The organism is Desulfobacter sp. (assembly GCA_028768525.1).
In the GTDB taxonomy this organism is placed as follows: domain Bacteria; phylum Desulfobacterota; class Desulfobacteria; order Desulfobacterales; family Desulfobacteraceae; genus Desulfobacter.
In genome coordinates, this window is the sequence record CP054837.1 from 3,123,034 (window position 1) to 3,143,096 (window position 20,063).

Below are 20,063 nucleotides of genomic sequence, written 5' to 3' on the forward strand. Positions count from 1 at the left end.
TATGTGTCTTAATTTTCTATAAGTATTGACGCATCCACAACTCAAGAATTAGAAGGGAATTTAAAAAATAATCACCACTGAGTTCACCTTTTAGTTGTCTTTCATAGATCCTCCTGACCGCAGACGGATCAAGATGATCTGTGACTTTTGTGTCTGAACTAAAAAGATGATCCGTCACGAATGATCGCAAGGGCCCTTTAAACCATATGCCGGAAGGCTGGCTAAACCCTCTGCTTTTTTTTCTATGAAGTATCTCATCGGGAATCATGCCCTGGATGGCCTTCTTAAAAATGAGTTTGGTTCCGTCACTTTTTGCAGAAGGGCGAGCAAGTTTAAATTTCCCGGGGACACGGAACGCCTGTTCCACCAACCGATAATCGATAAAGGGAGTCCTGTTGATAATTCCTTGTGCCGCTGCCATTCGCTCATTTTTAAAAAGAAGATCATCGGGCAGAAAGAGCTTTGTCAATCCATATTGATATATATTTATAAAATCATTTAGTCGGGTTCTTCCATAGTACTCTTCCGCGGTTTCAAAAGGTGTCCCATATTCCCGGTCGCCAAGAAGCAACCGTCTTTGCTTTGGAGTAAATCCCGGGATCCATGTAGATCTTCTCTCAAGATCCGACATCCCGATACGTCCCAGCAGCCTGATAACCTTATCGGGTATGGTGCTACCATCCGGGAAATGATGAACCGCCCATCCGAACAACAACTGCCGTAAAACAAAAGGAAAGGAGATAAACTTCTGGACAGACAACTCTCCCATGGAATGCCCGGTGCAAAAAATCTCATCAGATCCTTCGCCTTCGAATACGACACTGCATCCAGCTTTTGAAACATTTTCCATTGCCACGTACATCCCGGCATAGGCGACATCATTAACCGGGGAATCAAGATGAATTACCCCCTCTAAAAGAGCTCTGGAAAAGTCAACCGGATTCAGTATGATCTCACAGGGTTCCAGATCATAGTCCTTGTAGATATAATGTTGCAAGGATGCATCACTGTACTCCCTCTCTTCAAAGGCAATGGAAAACCCCTTTAAATTATCTGCCAGGGAATGGCGGCTCAGAACCGAAACAATAGCGCTGGTATCAACCCCCCCACTCACAAGAGCGCCGGTTTTTTCTCCTTTCCTGATTCGAATGGACACAGCATCTATAAAAAGTTCTTTGAGTTTCTCTGAAAAATATTCCCGCGACCCATCTCTGTCCTCACTCACTTCGTGAATCGGCCAGTAAGCGTATTCAGATATATTTCCCTTGTTTAGAATAGTCATGTGACCGGGACGAACCGCAAATATGTTTTTAAACATGGTCTTTGGGGGGCTCAGTGCCAGGGAGGCTAAATATTGAGTTAAACTCCCATAATCCAGCCTTGCTTCTACGCAGCCGGTTTCAAGAATCGATTTTATTCTGGTGGAAAAACATATCAGATCTTTTTTCAGGGTATAAAACAAAGAATGAGACCCCAAATGGTCCCTGATTAGCAAAAGCGTTTTGGATTTCCCATCCCACAAGGCAATTGTAAAACTGCCATTGATATTTCTTGGAAACTTATATCCTTTCTCAGCGTACAATAAAGGAATCAGGTCGAACCCCGATTTCGGCTTGGGGATCAATTCCTTATCTTTCAATGAATTGTACAGTTGATCTGTATTATAAATTTCACCTTCGCATGCAGCAATGATTGAGCGCTCCTCATCTACTACAAGCTTTGTGTCGGCTTCCCTGGAATGGAAGGTGACGCCCAGGACGAAATCATCATCCAAATGGGTCGAGACATGATTTCCCCTGAAATCGAGTGTTCCCGCCATATTATTTACCTGATTTTTGCCGGGAAACAGCAATTGACTATAACCAAAGATTGCTCCCACAAATACCCCCCATCAATTTTACCGAATATTTCAATCTTACAAGTTGAAAAAAATCAACCAGTTACATGCCTCCAGATCCGAAGATGTTTGAACAGTTTTAAGGTATCGTAAAACAAACTCGCAGACCTTGCCGAAAAATATACACAATAAAGCCACAAAACCATTTTTTTGTTCATCCCTTTTGAATATTTGATTGTGCTGTAGAAAAGAGGAGGGCAAAACATCAAAAGGCAACCGGCAATCAAAGTGATTGGGCTGACTGAGGCGATTCCAAAAACGGAGATCCAAAACCCGATTAAGAAAACCACAGGCATCAAAAGACTGGGAATTTCTGAAATTCGAATGCCATGTGAGAATACACCTTGAAAATTACCAATGGAATGCCAAAATTCCTTTTTCCAGAACTCAACTGAGTTCTCAGGTTCCCGCAGATGATATACGATGATATTCGGATCATTAACAATGGCTCCGATTTTAGACAGGCGATAACCCAGATCTACATCTTCACATGTAACCAAATTTTCATTGAATCCACCTAAGCATTCAAAAGCCGAACGGCGGAGAATTAAATTTTGAGTAGATAGCCAGTCTACTTTACAAGACTTTTTCGGGTTTCCCCGGCATAACCTAGACCAGGTTTTCTGAAACAGATTAACCTCATCTTCAATAACGGTGGGGTATGATCCAGTCGCAACGACCTCGGAATCGGTAAAGTGGCGGACTGCTTTTTTAAGCCATTCATGTCCAACCACACAGTCACTGTCAATAAAAGCTATAATATCTGCACAACTGCCATTAGCTCCGACATTGCGGGTTCTTGCAATGGAATATTTCTTTACCCGTTTTACAGAAACCCGATGTCCATATGCAATTTCAACACTCCGGTCTTCGGAATAGTTATCTGCAACAATGATGTTGAGCCTATCCTTTGGGTATTCAATATTTGTCAACGCGGCCAAGCATCTGCCCAGATATTTCTCCTCATTGTAAACGGGAATAACAACATCAACATTAGGCAACACTTTTTAATTACCTTTTACTTTCTGGTTCGAATCACTCTTGCGGGATTTCCTGCAGCCACTGCGAAATCCTTAATAGAAGACACTACAACACTACCGGTCCCAATCACGCATCCTTTACCTACATCAGCGGAAATCAACGCGCCATTACCAATCCATGAGTTTTCTCCAATGGTAACTTTCGCAAACATTCCTCCCTGGTCCCTGATGGGAACATCTGTGGCTTCAAAAAAATGCTGCTTTTGACCGCTTATTATATGAACGCCACTCCCGATAATGCAGTCCTGCCCAATATGAGCAAATCCGATATCACACCTAGTGCCGATATAAACCCCGTTCCCGATACTCACCCTGGGGTCGGAAAAAGTTGTTCCAAAACTTATACAGCAATCAGTTAGCCGGTTAAAAGTGATCCATTTTAAAACCCCTCTCCGGAACCACTCACCCGTGACACCTGGAAACAATGACACAGTCTGCATCATCGCACTAAAGGCCTTCCTTGGGCCAAAAAACACTCGTTGAAGCAGATAAAATAAAAAAAATGGGAAAGAAACCACACGCATCAACAGGTCTATCCACTGTTTCATGACTGATTTCATATCAATGGCCGGCTCATATTTTCAGTTTATCCTCAACACGATACCATATCCATTTCAGTTCCTTGGCAGGGGTTGTACGGCGCAAGATATCTTTCAATTGCGAAATTAGATTGGAGCCTTTGTTCACTTCGGTTGCCACAGGCCTTCTTTCGGAATCGGCAAATTCCGTTAATTCACCTTTTTTCCATTTAAAATATAAATCCAAGTGGTCTATACCGTTTCTCATCATCAAAACCAGGGGTCTTGTAAGTATCCAATTGTCAAACCGCTGCATTCCTTTGATGCCTTCCTCAAAGAAAAATCGCCCCTTCTCCATCATTCTGGTTCTCATCTCCCCGTGAGACAGGCATGCGGTAAAGGCCAGAACATCGCTTTTCCTGAATTCCTGGGCTGCCCATGATTCATTTGGAAATTCAAGGATTTCAGGCTTATCAAGGTATGGATATTCATTATCAACCATCCATTCTCCGTATTTTAAAAGTACGGCACAAACATAATTGTACATGTCGTCTTTTTCCTGTGTCTCCTCCTTTAATTCCACATACCGGCATAGACTCTTGAGAAAGACAGTGTACATCCACCGTAGTTCTACCTCACAAAACTGCCGGGACTCAATCAGATCATCAGGGGATATGCAAATGCGAATCAAGGATTCGGCATGTCGAAGATAGATTTGATCACCGCAGAGTAAAAATGCATCTAACAATACGTTTAAGGCATTTCCGCTAGCTCTTCCGGGGCCGTCTTTCAACCCGTAAACCAAAATCGGAGAGTCATTGCCGGCGTGCCGTTTTGCAAGGCCTTTTCTTAACAGAATAAATAAAAATTCGCTTATTGTATCGGGGCCCTTCAACCCATAAACAACATTTTCGGCAAGCGCAAGTACACTGTCTCGGTAACGAATTTCTCCTGTAAGCCAGTACATATAAAGAAAGCCAGTGGTATAACAATGATCGTATGACGGTCCCCCGCCCACCAGATGGGGGGGCTTCATATCCCTGTGTTTCACGGAGACTGATCTGTGGGTACAGGTAGCCGCATCAAGGTGATGATCGGTATGCCAGAAAAGGCCGTTATTGAACTGGAACCTGTCAGACCGTGTATGGTAAATATCAATATCACATACATGATCGGCATGCTCCCTGGCCAGGTCAAACCATTTTCTGTCACCTGTCCTAAAAAACTGAGTCAAACTGCCCATAATTACATCAAACTGGTTGTTGTAATGTGAGATAAACCGTTCCGGACGGTCCTGAAATACAGCCTCATGGTCTGCATATAATTCACCGAAATTGCGCCATCCGAATTCATCTATAATTTCTCTTCTTTGAACAAATGACGTTTCATTGTTAACCGCAGCCTGAATCATTTCGTTATAAGACTGATAAAAAGGATCATCATCGGCTTGAGTCGGAAGCGGTCTGGAACATTCGCCTGAATTATAATACCAGTCTGGGGATACTTCTGGCACCAGTGGGGAAAAGGTTGGAAATACGTTTTCTCGGATCGTTCTGCTGTGCCCCAGATAAAGGTCCATTATATGGGTTTTCTGTTCCCCACCCTGAAGCTCAAATAAGTCATTAAATTGTTTTGGAAAAAGCCCTATGCTCAAAAGGCCATCGGAAAATGCCATTTCTTTGGGAAAATTCTGCCAAAAGTTCCTGACTCCTGCCCCAACCCAGTATTCCCCGCTACCCATAGCCATGAATGGATTGGCCCTCAGGCCGTCCAAAATCTGTTCTCCGTCACTTGTAATTTTATACCCCTGGAATGTAAGGGGAATCTTATTGTTTTTATTCACGTGATTTCGCGAATACCAGTTTTTACCTCCGCTCGAATCCTGGTAAATTGTAACAGGCCGGGTTTCCTTGACAACTGGAGAATAATTATCCCGGGTATAATACAAATCGAAACCTGTATCCCCTAGCATTTGGATATTGACGCTCAACGCCTCAAAAAAAATTGATCCTTTATCACCCAGGTCCCAAACACCCCCGAGGTGCCTTGCTGGGCTTGTGTTTAAAAGTGTAAATTCAACCTTAGTTTCTGCTTTATCCGCATAGAAATGCAACTTACAGATAAAGCTTAACGGATGGATGCTTCCGGACTGAGAGTGGAATTTTCCATTGAATGCAAGAACGCAGCGCAAAGGATTGTACGTCTCAATATGCCACCCATCCACACTTGGCTCCCAAAGGCTCCCATTTTCTGATTCCAATAATATACCACCAGAATCTTTTTGAATGATCTGCTTCCCTTTAAAAAAAACCTCTGAAAACGGAATAAAAGGATTTTTAACAATATGAAACTCAGCTATCCCTGTTAGGATGATTATTTTCTTTTCAGACTCCTGACATTTCAGTTTGGAAAAAATGGGCTGAACGCTCTTTTCTGTGGAATAATAAAGATATAATGGCTTTGAATCATATGAGCCCACTGATAACTGGGAATCAAACAGTATCCACTTAATACTGCCATCAGCCCAATGGGCAAGAGGCGTTGAAAAGAATGCAGGCACCTCCTTAGCGTCATCAATAATACATATATCCGAAATGTCCCTGACCATCCCTTTAGGAAAGGGCATCCCCCAGGTGACAGGTTCTTTATGCCGGTTTATACCTGCTGTTTCGTTAAAAACGACGGTCGTTATTAAATCCATAAGTTAAACTAAAATCCAGGCTCATACTGCTACAAACTTGTTTTCAATATGATTTTATGGCCATCAACTAAATAATTCTTTCCTTTTGCGGCTAATCCCAAAAAGAATCAGAATGCCAACTGCAAAACTTATCTTTGCAGAGGGTTCGGGCACCGGCGTAACATCGCTGGCGATAATCCAGGCTGAAACTTCATAGGTTTTGATGTTATCGTGTAAGGAAGAAAGGATTGGATCCTGAAAATGATACTGTCCAGTGGTATCATCTGCAATGTACTTTATCAATACTGACAGATGGTCCAAGGTCCTGGCATCCCAGAAGAAATTCTCCCATGGACCGGAAAAATGACTAGATGTCCAGGAAAAGTATTCCAAGGGGAATTCTAAATTTTCCCAATGGGAAAACATCTGCACCACTTCTGATGCGTATGCAAGCCGCCAAGTGGTGATGCCAAATGTACCGCTTCCTGTATTCAGATTATTGACAGCAGCCACTTGTTCGCCATAATCCATATTCCAGAAGTCATCCATATTTGTATACCAGGCATTACCGGAAACATTATCAATCAAATAGCCTCCATTATCGATAAAATCTCCTAAAGCTGTCCCACTATTGAAAAAAAATAACATAACGAAAATCAATACAGGTGTTCGAAACATTAGCGAGTCCTCCATTACAAATTTATCAAAAAAAGGCATTACTAATCATATCACATCTTTATTTGAGGCCAGTTGACGCATTCGATCAATAAAACAGCCCCTAAAACGATTCAAGCAATTAGTCTCTTAAACAAATCTTCATACTCCCTTGCCATCCTGACGGCAGAAAATCTTATTTCAACATCCTTTCTAGCCTTCAAGGCAAGCGATCGTCTTATTCTCGGATCGCGACTTAGACGCTCAATAGTCATACCCAAAGTAGCGTGATCTTCTTCAGGAAAAAGCAGTCCGTTGACATTATGATCAATCAAATCATTGCTTCCGGGAATATCTGAAGCAACAATGGGTACCTTTGCAGCCATGGCTTCCATAAGACATCTTGGGATACCTTCCAGGCGGGATGGCAGAATAAAAACATCAAACCCCTTTAAAAAACTCAATCGATCATCCCGAAATCCAAAAAATCTGACTTGGCTTGAAATACCAAGATCTTCTGAGAGCTTGCAGAGGTACTCTTTTTGTTCACCGCTACCTACTATAGCTAACCTCCACGGAATTTCCTTCAATTCTGATACGGCCCTTAATAGAATGTCTATACCTTTTCTTGGTATAAGTTGGCCGATATATCCGATAATAAAATATTCTTTCTTTCTCCACAACTCCATTTTTTCGGATATTCCGGAATGGGAATCGACTTCCGATATATCCACTCCGTTCCCTATGTAATGAAGTTTTCTTCCCAAAAACAGAAGATTCCTTTCCAACTCCCTGGAAAGTGGAGAAACAACATCTAAGAAGGGAAAAAGTGCCCTGTCCAACATTTCATAACACATAAGCTTAAAATCAGCGTTTTTGCTCCAGCCATGGGGTGTTGAAACAATCTTACATCCCGTTCCTCTTGTGGCAAGATAACCGATAGCATCTTGTTTATAACCGTGGGTGTGCAATATTTGAATTTTTTGTTTGAATATAAATCGCCTTAATTGAGTAACAGATTTCAGATTAACCCTGCCTGGAGTATGAAACATTACTGTTTTAAATCCCTGTTCCCCAGCTTCCCGGTAAAGATCTGGCAAATCAGCCCTTGAATCATCTTTCACCACTCCCACAAAAGAGTCTATCACGACAGGATTCAAGTGACGAATCAGGGCCAATATCCATCTTTCCGCTCCGAAAAGGCCCATAGGGCTTCCAAGCTGTAAAACCTTTATCGGTACTGTATCCGAATGATCAGACAACATATTTTTTCCAAATTTTAATGTTACTTTTAATAATAATGCTTTTCCCATAATCCTAACATTGTCAAACCCCAAAGAAAAACACTGTGATCCTTTAAGCCGGTCTGGTGTTCATCCCACAAACGGCCTAAGTTTTCCTTTATCAGAGTTTCTTGAATAATATGACTTTTTTCAAATATCATCTCCCTAGCAAGGGGTTTGAGCTCGTTTCTGAGCCATTTAGCCACCGGTATGGAAAAACCTCGTTTTGGTTGATTTATAACGACTTTAGGCAACTTGCTTCCTGCAAGATGGCGGAGCAGGACTTTTCCCTGACTTTTCCTGATTTTCAATCTGGCAGGAAGGGTGGCAGCAAATTCGGTTATCCGGTAATCAAGTAAAGGGCTTCTCACCTCCAAGGAGTGCGCCATACTCATTCTGTCTACCTTCACGAGAACATCCTCTGGCATATAGAAACATAGGTCTGCATTCTGACTCCTGCTTAGTGGATTTTTTGAAGCGCAACCCATGTAATGCTTAAGTGCCATTTGACTTGGAAAAAACGATCCAATGCTATTACAGAATGACATGGAGTATATCTTTTTTTTAGTCTCAGCCTGAAGCCAAACTAGATCACGATAAAAGGCTTCGGCATCATTTAGAGCAAGATTCTGAAAAATGGTTTTTAATCGAAACGGCCTTGGCAGAGACGCTCTTTCCGGATATACACTCCCTAAAATACCAAACAAAGATATTCGGACTCGATCAGGTATCAACCGCCTAACTGCAGACTCAAACATATGGGGAATATATCTAAAAGTATACCCTCCAAAGGTTTCGTCGCCTCCATCCCCAGACAGTGCTACAGTAACGTTCTTTCTTGCCATTTTACACACATACCAGGTGGGTATAGCGCTGGAATCGGCGAAGGGTTCGTCAAAATGCCAAGCAATATCATTAATAACATCCAAAGCAGAAGGTTCTAAAATAAATTCTCGATGATCTGTACGAAGATGGTCCGCTACTATACCAGCGATAGGAAGCTCGTTCAATTCCCTAAGGCCGAATCCGATGGAATTAGTCAGTACAGGTTTAGGAAGAATACCAGCCATGTAAGAGACGACAAGTGTAGAGTCCAGTCCCCCGGAGAGAAACGCCCCGAGAGGAACATCGCTGATCAATCTTTGAGTTACGGCGTCCTCCAATAGATCTTCAAGTCTTTGAGAGGCCTCTCTCAAAGTAAGACTATTCTTCTCATCAAACTGAACAGACCAATATTTTTGCTTTCTTACGACACCATTTTTCACCTCAAGAGTAGTTGCGGGCTCTAATTTTTTAATGTCAGAAAATATCGTCAAAGGAGACGGAATGTAGCCGAATGAATAAAAGCAATCTAACCCACTACAATCAATCTGTTTCCTGGAAAATCCGCCTTTTAAAATAGCTTTCATTTCTGAAGCGAACGCAAATGTTTTGCCATCATGGTAGTAGTACAATGGTTTCTTACCCAACCGGTCCCTTGCAAGGAAAAGGGACTGATTATTTTGATCGATGACGGCAAATGCGAACATTCCATTCAGCCTGGCAACACATTTTTTTCCCCATTGTTTATATGCGCGTAAAATGACTTCTGTATCGCTTTTAGTCCTGAAAACGTGCCCAAGCCCCTCTAATTTTTTCCTAATTTCTATAAAATTATAAATTTCTCCATTGAATACGATACAAAGCGCACCTCCATCTATAGCTAAAGGTTGCTGACCAGAAGAAAGGTCGATTATGCTCAAACGACGGTGCCCAAGTGCATATTTTCCATCAACATACACGCCTTCCTCGTCAGGTCCCCGATGTACGAGTTCCCGGACCATGCTTAAAACCTGCACCCTCGCTTCATCCTGATTATGACCTTGAAAATTATAAAATCCTGCTACACCACACATAAAAAAAAGACCTTCTCATAACTATACCAACAAATCATGTAATTGTTTTAGCTGACTATCCCATGAATAATATTGATGAACTTGTTTATGCGCATTGCTTGCTAAAAAAGAAGCATAATTATTATTTTTCCAAATGGATAAAACCGCTTCTGCAAAAGCATTTGGCTCTGTTTCAACAGCTATAAGATGCTTTCCTGATAGCGCCTTAATACCTGTAAAGGCCTGTTTTGAAACAACTATTGGCTTTGCCATAGCCATCGCTTCAAGTACTTTATTTTGAATGCCTCTGGCCATACGCAATGGAAAAACACATATATCTGAACTTAAGACATATGGCCGTATATCTTTTACTTCACCAGTCACTTCAACCCCTGAAAATTTTGATAAAGCAATAACCTCTCGTGAAGGTTTTGCTCCTACGATAGATAACGTTATAGAAATTTTCCTCCTTATTAAAGGCATAACTTGTTTTACGAACCAGACGACAGCGTCTTCATTCGGGTAATAATCCATTCTCCCGAAAAAGATCACATTCAATTTATTTTTTAATGGATCAAAATGAGTTCGCTCAGATTTTTTAGAAAAAAACTCCAAATCAACACCATTTCCCACTGCATATATATTTTCTCCTTGATTAGATTGCAATTGGGATCTCAGAGTGTCAACTTCAGCAGATGATACCAAAGTCACTGCAGTAAAAAAATCAACTATTTTAGTTTCATATAGTTTTAATAAGCAGCTTTCAATAAAATATATAATCGATGCAATGGATTTTTTCTGGGCGGCATACTGTTTCCATTTAACAGAATCGACATCGATAAGATCCATGACCTGTATTATTTTTTGTTTATTTTTTATTTTTTTTCCGCAAATAAGGTACTCAGCCATGGGTGAAGATGAGCATAGAACAGAATCAATGAAAAATGATCCTATCAATTGGTTGAATTGATTTTGAATGGTTTTAGAATAAAAATATCCCACTGAAAGCGGTTTGCCTGAAAAAAATTTCAAAATGACAGTTAATAATTTCCGAAACTTAGAAAGATATACTAAGGTCACTGTTTTGCAGTATTTTTCCAATTCTTTTTCATATTGCAAATCACTTATATCATCAACCAATGCGCATAGATGAATATTCCACCCCATTTTTTGCAAATACCTTATCTGATTAAAAGAACGTATTTTTTCTCCTTTGTTGGGAGGGTATGGAATACGATGGGCCAACATAATGAGGTGCCTGTTCTTACTATATTCTTTATTCATTCTCAATCTAAGGACTTGTATACTTTAAATAAATTTGCTTGATTATCGGGTTCGTTACACATTGAAGAATTATTGCTCCTAATATAGATAGTGATAACCCAAGCGTGATAAAATTAATCCAATCGATTTCAAAAAAATGAAACAAAAAGAGTAGCACCCCTCCGTGGACAAGGAAAAAAGCATAACATCTTTTTTGAATTTTAAATAATATGTTTACCGTGAAATTTGTATGTATCTCTTTTCCATGAAAAGGAAATAGATTGTGGAAGGTATATCCAATTATAAAAAAAACAAAGTAAATAGATTTATTTAGAATAAAACAAAAATATAATACGATTACGAACCATGTCATCTTTAAAAAGGGGGTTCTAACTTTGTATTGCAAATAAACAAAACAGTATAAGAGAACAACAAAAGTAATATACCAAGCAATAACGTAAATTGGGTTATCTAAAAACAGGTTGCCCCCCAATATCGTTATTATATCCATCAGATAAGAAGTTTCTTTATAACCTATCAGACGATTAATAAATACAACAGGGATAATGACAAACCAATATGGCAGCATGATTGATATCAATCTTTTATATAACCATCTTTCGGGTCCGGTTTCGAATTTTATCCCTATAGAAAAATAACCGGTAAGAAAAGAAAAAATACAAAGAGATGAAAAATCATATCCGGTATTATCATTCCCAAACAAACCCAAAGAATGAAATAAAAAAATCCCTAGAGTAGCTAAAATTCTTAGTATGCTGCAGGAGCTTGAAATAACTAAATCGCGATTCATGCTATTCAAATGACAAAGTCAAATACTTACAAACAGTAGCGTGGGATATTCCGCATTGTTGCTCGAAGTCGCTTTTCGGCAACTTCATAACACCTGTAGAGTTTCCATATAGCCCGCTCATGACTCCCGAGTTTGACTCCTTCTTTCGTACAATTTTCTTCTATCGGGTGTTAAACGCCTCTCTATTCCTGAAAATTTATTTGAAACAACTTTATCAACCATGTACTCTTTCTTTTTTCTTCCATGAGTAAAAGTAATAATTTCTCCTAAAAGCCCTGTTCCGGCGGACTGAAGTCCCACTGAAATAAATAAAAAACCGGTCAATAAAAATAAATTGTTCCCCAGCGATCCAGATAAAAATAGCTTCTCAAAGATTGTAATACTTATAAAGATGCCCCCCACTGATAAAAAAGCAATCCCGATAATACTAAAAAATCGAAAGGGCTTTTTGGTATACTCCAAAAGAAAAATCAGAGAAAAAATATCCAAAATTCTCATCATATACTCAGAGATATTGTAAAATCCCGTCTTTCCCATTTCTTTATGATGAGCCACTTCTATTTCTTTGAGCACGAAGCCATTTTTTGCTGCCACCAAAGGTAAAAATCGATACATATTGCCATAAAAATCAATAGATTCAAGTGCACTTTTTTTGATAATTCTCACTGTACAGCTTAGGTCCGAAAAATGGTATCCCGTGATACCTCGAACAATCCAATTAAAAAATTTAGATTGGAATTGATTAATAACCGGGTCCACTCTTTTTTTTCTGCACGGAAGAACCATATCTATTTTTCCATCGAACTTATCTATTGCCAGTTTCAACCCCTCCATGGAGATCTGCTGATAAGATCCGCACACAACAACAATCTCATAGTTAATTTCTTTCAATGCGGCTTTCATGCATACAGCCTGGGTATTTTTTCTGTAAAATGAAAAAATTTTTATATTCTCAGCTTTCTTTTCGAGAATATCTAACTTCTTCGCAATAAATGGCTCGGTCCCGTTAGCGAGAATAATAATTTCAAAACCAGACTTTCTTCTTATAAAAAAATCATACAGGTCATGAATAAAACCTTCAATATAATCGCTATGCTCCTCTAAAAGAATGACAATAGAAAATCCGGTTTGTCCATTTTTGTTAGTCATAAAGTTAAGTCTTATTCTTTAACAATTTTATTTCAATCGTTTACGTGTTATTTCAGGTAGTTTTGTAAAAGCCAGATCACTCGTATTAACAACCAGTTCCCCCAGAACCCCAAGAACAATAAGGTGTGCACCGGATGTCAAGGAAAGAACTCCCATGATCAGAAAAAAATATGATTTTCCAAAAGTCCAGTCAAAAATGGCAGAAATACATCCCAATAAACCGAAAAAAAATGCAAAAAAAATAAATGGCAAGGCAAAAATAAAAAACCCTTTAAGCGGCATAGATGAGAATCGAATAATCAAATTTATTGAAATGATGTCGGCCAACACTTTTAAAATTCTCTCAAACCCATATTTTGATACACCGAAACTTCTGGGGTGGTGCTTGACAGGCATTTCCGTTACTCTTGCGCCCGTCATACTCGCCAGGGCTGGAAAAAAACGGTGCATTTCGCCATAGGCTTCAATATTTTTTATGCATTCAGCGCGATAAACCTTTAGAGAGCAACCGTAATCATGAAGATGAACACCGGTTGTTTTTGAAATCACCCAATTGGCAACCTTTGAAGGCAACACCCTGGAAAAATGATCTTTTCTATCTTTTCGCCATCCGCTGACAATATCATACCCCTGTTCAATTCTACTTAAAAGTAAAGGAATATCATCAGGGTCGTTCTGCAGGTCACCATCCATGGTGATGATAAACTCTCCTCTTGAATATGTTATACCGGCAACCATTGCTGGGGTTTGACCACTATTGGTTCGTAATTTCAAACCACATATTTCGGGATGTGAATCGACTGCCTTTTCAATTATCGACCAGGTTTCATCAACGGAACCGTCGTCAACAAGTATAATTTCATAATTCCGGTTTATTTTTATACAGGCACGCGTCAAGGCATCGATAAGCAAGTTCAGGGATTGCTCTTCATTATATAAGGGCACAACAACGCTGAGATAAACAGACAAAATTCTCTACCTTAATTGATAAATCCTAACTATCGGGCCTCTGGATTTCCCCTTTTCAGGTTTAAATTCCTTAATAAGCAGACCTTTCTCAAACAAACATGTATAGAACTTATTGAATGAAGGGAAACGCTTTGACAAATCCGACTCACTTCTGACGAAAGAACCATACATTTTACTGTGAACTATTGCATATCCATATCCATTTTGGATGTAATAATCGTAAGAATAGACCCCTACTGGCCTGAGAGGATTACCCATATCTTTGTCAAATTCAGAATCTAACAAATGTACACCAGGCTTCTCCTCTTTTTGCTTCCACCAGGGAATTCGAATTTCATCAATTTGGTATTTAACCAACTCATTATTTTGAACAGCCTTAATTTGATATTCTATGTATTTGTCATAATGAGCTGTAAATTGCCCCTTTGGGTCGGCTTGAGCGGCTTGTTTTAATTTAGGTTCTAACTGCCTTTCGCTTTGATAAAGCCTTGGACCACTCTCATCCATTACTATTTTTGTGCCATCCGGTATATTCGTCTCGATCCATTTTTTTGCAATATTTCTAGTTTCGGGCTGGGATATCTCTTTATTGTATAAATAAATCCCATACAAAGGGGAAAGTAAACTGCAGAGTACAATGCATATAGCAATCGGTTGTAAAACGACCGGTAGTTTTACAGCCCCTTTAGTAACAACAACTGCAGCAATTACTGCCAGAAATGGGTAAATGACTACCTGGTGACGAATTTCAGAATAACCGGGGCTAGCAAAAACTGCAATCGCTGCAAACAACAAAGGGAATGCGAGAAGTCCTAATATATATACCTTTTCTTTGAGCATTGGTATATAAATAAATCCGACAGTGCATAAAACCATAGCAACAACTCCGATCCCTTTCTTAACAACAGATAAATAAGATTTTATACTCGAAATATAAACAGAAAGAGATATTTCTGGATTCTTAATATTTTGTGCCATATTTTTTTCCAGAACCGATTGATCAAGTTTTTTTCCTGTAACCAGTAATTCAACTTTTTTAGACAAAGAAATTATTGGTCTGAAAGTAAAATCACGTCCTAATGGATCAATAAAATTATAAGGAGAGAAGATAAAATAAAATACCATAAACAGACCAAAACAAAAAAATACATATTTTATCTTTTGTAAGAAATTACCTAAATTTAGAATCCCATCAGTTGAAAATACAGCCAAACAAATCGGAAACAACATCACAATTGTATAGGTTTTCGTTGCAGTTCCTATACCGGCAAACGCAACTGCCAACCATAAGTATTTGTTCAAACTATCCTTAAAAAAACAAATCAAAAAGTAGGCAGATAGAATTGTAAAAAAAGTGCACGGAATATCTGCCTTTATATCCTTGGTTACGTATACATGCCCCATTGACAGAGCCAATATTAAAGCGCCAATCAACCCTGTTTTTTTCCCTTCGATTTTAACGCCGATAAGATAGGACATCGCCACAGTGGCCGTGCTGAACATCGCAATTGTCATTCTGCCAATTAGGTAAAACGGCCCTGGGTTTATAATGTAAAATACTGCAAAATCAGTAACAGTCTGCCACAGACCAATCATCTTTCCTATTATGAAAAACAATCCATATTCAAAGAACAAAATGTACATCAGGAAAGCAGGTTTATGAAACCAATGGGGATTAAAATCTCCTGAACCAAAAGAGAGCGATCTTTTTACAAAATGAGCCTCATCAGGGTAAAAGGAGTAAGGATACCCGTGCCAAATCCCCCACACCCGTACTATGAAAGCGATTAACAAGATACCAAAAAAATATCTTTTCACCGGAAAATTTTGATCTGATTTATTCATAGCAATTACTCTCTTTCGCTACTTCGGGTGTTGCATGAAATTGAAGAAAAAAGAGAACCCGTTAAGAATATCATATATTCTAACCATTAAAGGAATTAAAACGAGAGAATTGCCCTGACACATAGCAATACCAAAGAATATCTACTTCTCAATATGTTGAGGTCGGATAGAAACTCCAGTGTCAGCGCCATATTTAAACAAATTTAAAACAACTCAAAAAAATAACCCTACAGGTGCTATAAATCGTTTATGGATTGTAATAATTCCAGGTCATTTTACTTCTTTGGTAGTATTCAAAAGACCAAAGCCTGTTCCTTTCAGGGGCTGTGTTTGGCTGTCCATTGCAATAGATGTGCAGCTCATTTCCATTTAAAACAATGACTTCCTCCCGCCAGTCTCCATATACATCAGCCACATACAGACGGTCAGCCTTTTCCTTGAATACTTGGATAAATTCACCAGTTAAGCCATTAAAAATAGCAATATTGCCTGACTTATGACGTTCTTTGGCAACACAGAACTGGCGTCTCTCCCCTGTCCAGTCAATCGTCGTGATGACCTCAACCCCCTTATTGGTCCAATTATCAGAAGCCACATCTTTAATTTTATACATGGCGATAAAATTCCCACGGGAATCAAATATAAATGGTTTCTGTCCGGTATTGTACCTACTTCGGCACCATATCTCCAAACCTTCTTTTTGGACATCAAAATTCCCAATAGCTGCATTCTGTGGTTCTTGATGCTTAAACTGTGTTTTCCAAATCAGTCCATTTATATTGTATAAAAAAATATGATTTCCTGTTCCAAAAAGACGATGATATATTCTGTTCAGATAATAAAAGAATCTATTTCTGTTTCTAAATGGCACCCATCCCCCCCCTTCTTCTAAGGCGACAACTTCGAGGCCTTCAATATCGGGCCTAACATCGGCTACCGATATATAATCAATATGCCCTTCAAGAGGTATTTTACACGAAATTATGCCGTCCGGGGTTATGATTGTGCCGCCAAGGACTTCATCTCTCCCATCACCGTCAAGGTCTGCTACCCTTGCACCATTATGGGCATTCGGTATGAAATCATCCCTGCTCCACATGGATTCAATCAGATTTCCATTCAAGACATCCCATGAATACGCCGCAATATACTTACCCAGCCTATAGCTATAATTCCCCGTAGCCTGGAGCAATACATCATGATCTCCAGTCCCCCGGAAATCAGCCAATACAACGTGTTCCCACTGGATTGCTCCTTTTGGGGGCTCAACATATATTGATTTTTCTATATTTCCAGTTTTACCATCCAAGATATTGAGCTTTGAACCCTTTGAAAGAACTATCACTTCGCTATTCCCATCACCGTCTATGTCACCAATCTGTAAACCTGGAGCATGCAGCCCGGGAAGTCCTTCATATTCGGCTTTTCTTGTTACCAGAATGTCAAAGTTAATCTGCCAAATTTTTTCCCCTAAATTATTCCAGACACCTATGTATCCCGGCTTTGTAATAATGAAATCTTTTTGGCTATCATCATCAATATCATAGACCAGTATCCCACCTTTCCCCGTATCATTGACAGGCATATCATCCAATCGAATGGTTACTTTTTTCGCCGTATTGTTCGGTAGAACTTTTTTTTGATTTTCATTGCATCCGTAAAACAGATATACAGATACGAGTAAAATCAAAAAACAAAAATAATATTTCCTTCTTTTCGCAAACCATATAATTGATAAAAGAACCGTTGCATATAGTATTTCCACAAATGCGGCTTTACAATTATTAAAGGTAATCATGCTTTTTATGAATGAGCTAAATGTTGTTCCTGATTTATCTATAGCTAAGAATACAGGATTGTCTGCAATAAAATAATCTTCAATAAATGGCCAGAACAGAGGGACTCCATATGGACGAGAGTAATCCTCACACAGGTAATCCAAGAGAGGATGTGACAAGCCTGCCAGAAAACAGCAAAGAAAAACTATTTCAATTCTTACCTCATTCCCTGACAATTTTATCAGAATCAAAGCTGACAGCAAAGCTGCAATACAAGAGGCAATGAGAGAGTGGCTTACGCCATGATGAAACATGTGAGGTTCACCAAGTAAGAAACCGGGCACAAAATCTAAATCAGGAAGAATGGAAAGTACTAAACAGGCACCCAACACTACCCACTCTTCCTTTCTTTTTGGCTTTCCTTTTATCAGATAATAGATTGAAAAACCGGTTGCTGAATGTGCGATTGGAAGCGGCATAAAATTTATTTTCTTGCTATAAATGGTATAAAAAACTTTGGATTGGACTGTTGAAAATGAGTCCCCCCTTTTTGCAGAATTATAAGTGTGTGTGTTTTATCGTTTCAGTGACTGATCATAGAATGAGGCTATTAACTTTCGCTTCCTCATAAAACAAACCCATCCCAAAACGCCGATAATGATCATCATAAATAAGTCAATAAAACCAAACATCGCCGCTGTAGTTGGATCAATGGCATAAAAATCAAAAAGTGCAATACAACTTGCTTCCCTGAGTCCAATTCCATTTATACTTGGTAGCATTAAAATAAAAAGCTGAATCGGTATAAGAAAAAAATAATCAAGAAATTTTATATTCAATTCAAGGGCCATTCCAATCAACCAGAAATGGATAATTACGTTTAACTGTAGAAATACTGAAATAATTACACCCATAAAAACGGAACTATAATCAGACGATATCCGTTTAATGCTCTGTGAAAAATCCTTCCAATTATTCCGAACTTTAACCATTGTTTTTTTAAAGGGAAAAAAAGAAATAATACCGTTAACAATATCCGTGTAAACCAATAAAAAACAAACGCAAACACCTAAAAATCCAGAAAATAATCCAATCCAAATAACTTTAACCGAATTCCCCATGATGAGCCCAATGGATGATGAAATCATGGCAAATATACATAGGACACTTATTCCGATAAGACGCTCTAAAACAACAGATGATGCACTTTGGGGAATCGATTTTATCGCCTGGTTCAGGTGAAGAATCCTTACTGTATCTCCTCCAATCCGAGTAGGCATAAATAGATTAAAAAATGAAGATATTAGGTAACTTTCATAAAGCAAAGGCAGTTCTGCATCAATTTGCTGCCCCTTCAAAAGGCATTTCCATCTCCATGCACTGAAAAACAAACCGGTAAAATGCATGAGAAAAGCAATAATAAGCCAATGGATTTTTAAGTTCCCAACAATATTTCTCAAAGCCTCCCAATCTAGTTTGACATAAATGATCCATATCAAAAGCGAACCGCTGAATACAAATTTTAATAATAATTTCTTATTCAACAGAATTTTTTCCAGAATTACGGTAGTCTAAAATTTTTGCAGGAACGCCAGCGACAATTGCATAATCTGGTATATTTTTCGTTACAACAGCACCAGCTCCTACAATGCAACCCTTTCCTATGGTAACACCATCAAGAATGATGGCGCCCAACCCAATCCAAACATCATCCCCAATTATTATAGGCCCTTTAGAATATATACCCTGATCCATCATGTTCTTTTCAATATTCTTAAAATGATATCTAGCTCCACCAATACATGTATTTGCAGCTATCAAAGTAGCGATTCCGATACTTATGCCCGAGATTGAAGAGATTACAACATTGCAGCCAATATCTGTACGGTCTTTAATAAAAACGCTACCTAGTTTGTTCTGAATAACACAATTTTTCGAAAGAATTACATCATCCCCAATAACGATACCGTCCTGTCCTTTACCACTTGCATCTATCAAAACGTTATCATCAATTGAGACATAGCTTCCAATAGATATTCTTCCAGGTTGTCTAAATGTAACATTTTTCCCAATAATAATATTTTTCCCGATTTGTTTCATTAAACTTGGATAAAGGCATTTCCTCAAATAAAAACCTAATCCGCCAGATAAACTTTCGGCAATACATATTACCAATTCATACTTTATGAGCTGAAAAACGCTTCTGTATCCAAGAACTTTATCCATATACCTATAAATAATGGGCTGTTTTTCGTCATGAAGTTGTTCTCTTAAAAGCTCTTTCTTTTTAGATTTTAACATT

At 38.9% G+C, this 20,063-nt stretch carries 14 protein-coding genes; all 14 read right to left on the minus strand.

The window, feature by feature from the left end; all coding sequences use genetic code 11:
* Positions 1-16 precede the first annotated feature (16 nt).
* The 14 genes from HUN04_14060 to HUN04_14125 all read right to left on the minus strand — a co-directional run bounded on the left by HUN04_14060 (position 17) and on the right by HUN04_14125 (position 20,062).
* Positions 17-1,879 carry a hypothetical protein gene (locus tag HUN04_14060; GenBank protein WDP90761.1) on the minus strand — a complete coding sequence of 621 codons (1,863 nt, stop codon included), beginning with the start codon at positions 1,877-1,879 and terminating at the stop codon, positions 17-19.
* Between the two features lie 53 nt (positions 1,880-1,932).
* Positions 1,933-2,901 (minus strand): glycosyltransferase, encoded by a 969-nt coding sequence (locus HUN04_14065; GenBank protein WDP90762.1) that lies wholly within the window; start codon positions 2,899-2,901, stop codon positions 1,933-1,935.
* A gap of 14 nt (positions 2,902-2,915) precedes the next feature.
* Positions 2,916-3,485 (minus strand): acyltransferase, encoded by a 570-nt coding sequence (locus HUN04_14070; GenBank protein WDP90763.1) that lies wholly within the window; start codon positions 3,483-3,485, stop codon positions 2,916-2,918.
* Positions 3,486-3,510: 25 nt separating this feature from the next.
* Positions 3,511-6,156, minus strand: coding sequence for a hypothetical protein (locus HUN04_14075; GenBank protein WDP90764.1), 2,646 nt, complete (start codon positions 6,154-6,156; stop codon positions 3,511-3,513).
* A gap of 63 nt (positions 6,157-6,219) precedes the next feature.
* The gene (locus HUN04_14080) at positions 6,220-6,813 is read right to left on the minus strand and encodes a hypothetical protein (GenBank protein WDP90765.1); all 594 of its coding nucleotides are present in this window, start codon (positions 6,811-6,813) and stop codon (positions 6,220-6,222) included.
* 110 nt (positions 6,814-6,923) lie between these two features.
* Positions 6,924-8,102 carry a glycosyltransferase gene (locus tag HUN04_14085; GenBank protein WDP90766.1) on the minus strand — a complete coding sequence of 393 codons (1,179 nt, stop codon included), beginning with the start codon at positions 8,100-8,102 and terminating at the stop codon, positions 6,924-6,926.
* A complete protein-coding gene (gene asnB / locus HUN04_14090; GenBank protein ID WDP90767.1) occupies positions 8,081-9,967 on the minus strand; it encodes an asparagine synthase (glutamine-hydrolyzing) in 1,887 nt (628 codons plus the stop codon). The genes HUN04_14085 and asnB overlap by 22 nt, the downstream gene beginning before the upstream one ends.
* A 21-nt stretch (positions 9,968-9,988) precedes the next feature.
* Positions 9,989-11,230 carry a TIGR03087 family PEP-CTERM/XrtA system glycosyltransferase gene (locus HUN04_14095; protein WDP90768.1) on the minus strand — a complete coding sequence of 414 codons (1,242 nt, stop codon included), beginning with the start codon at positions 11,228-11,230 and terminating at the stop codon, positions 9,989-9,991.
* Positions 11,231-12,137: 907 nt separating this feature from the next.
* On the minus strand, positions 12,138-13,169 hold the full coding sequence (locus HUN04_14100; GenBank protein ID WDP90769.1) for a hypothetical protein: 1,032 nt from the start codon (positions 13,167-13,169) through the stop codon (positions 12,138-12,140).
* A gap of 27 nt (positions 13,170-13,196) precedes the next feature.
* Positions 13,197-14,141 (minus strand): glycosyltransferase family 2 protein, encoded by a 945-nt coding sequence (locus tag HUN04_14105; GenBank protein WDP93291.1) that lies wholly within the window; start codon positions 14,139-14,141, stop codon positions 13,197-13,199.
* 3 nt (positions 14,142-14,144) lie between these two features.
* The gene (locus HUN04_14110) at positions 14,145-15,983 is read right to left on the minus strand and encodes a glycosyltransferase family 39 protein (GenBank protein WDP90770.1); all 1,839 of its coding nucleotides are present in this window, start codon (positions 15,981-15,983) and stop codon (positions 14,145-14,147) included.
* Between the two features lie 247 nt (positions 15,984-16,230).
* Positions 16,231-18,240, minus strand: a complete 2,010-nt coding sequence (locus HUN04_14115) for a metal-dependent hydrolase (GenBank protein ID WDP90771.1) — start codon at positions 18,238-18,240, stop codon at positions 16,231-16,233.
* 96 nt (positions 18,241-18,336) lie between these two features.
* Positions 18,337-19,305: a flippase-like domain-containing protein gene (locus tag HUN04_14120; GenBank protein ID WDP90772.1), complete on the minus strand. Its 969-nt coding sequence runs from the start codon at positions 19,303-19,305 to the stop codon at positions 18,337-18,339.
* Positions 19,298-20,062, minus strand: a complete 765-nt coding sequence (locus HUN04_14125) for an acyltransferase (protein ID WDP90773.1) — start codon at positions 20,060-20,062, stop codon at positions 19,298-19,300. The genes HUN04_14120 and HUN04_14125 overlap by 8 nt, the downstream gene beginning before the upstream one ends.
* Position 20,063 lies beyond the last annotated feature (1 nt).

Bases quoted from the DNA above. Each gene is read 5' to 3' on its own strand.
- HUN04_14070 (WDP90763.1), bottom strand. From the start codon at position 3,485: ATGAAACAGTGGATAGACCTGTTGATGCGTGTGGTTTCTTTCCCATTT.
- HUN04_14075 (WDP90764.1), bottom strand. From the start codon at position 6,156: ATGGATTTAATAACGACCGTCGTTTTTAACGAAACAGCAGGTATAAAC.
- HUN04_14080 (WDP90765.1), bottom strand. From the start codon at position 6,813: ATGTTTCGAACACCTGTATTGATTTTCGTTATGTTATTTTTTTTCAAT.
- HUN04_14085 (WDP90766.1), bottom strand. From the start codon at position 8,102: ATGGGAAAAGCATTATTATTAAAAGTAACATTAAAATTTGGAAAAAAT.
- asnB (WDP90767.1), bottom strand. From the start codon at position 9,967: ATGTGTGGTGTAGCAGGATTTTATAATTTTCAAGGTCATAATCAGGAT.
- HUN04_14095 (WDP90768.1), bottom strand. From the start codon at position 11,230: ATGAATAAAGAATATAGTAAGAACAGGCACCTCATTATGTTGGCCCAT.
- HUN04_14100 (WDP90769.1), bottom strand. From the start codon at position 13,169: ATGACTAACAAAAATGGACAAACCGGATTTTCTATTGTCATTCTTTTA.
- HUN04_14110 (WDP90770.1), bottom strand. From the start codon at position 15,983: ATGAATAAATCAGATCAAAATTTTCCGGTGAAAAGATATTTTTTTGGT.
- HUN04_14115 (WDP90771.1), bottom strand. From the start codon at position 18,240: ATGCCGCTTCCAATCGCACATTCAGCAACCGGTTTTTCAATCTATTAT.
- HUN04_14125 (WDP90773.1), bottom strand. From the start codon at position 20,062: ATGTTAAAATCTAAAAAGAAAGAGCTTTTAAGAGAACAACTTCATGAC.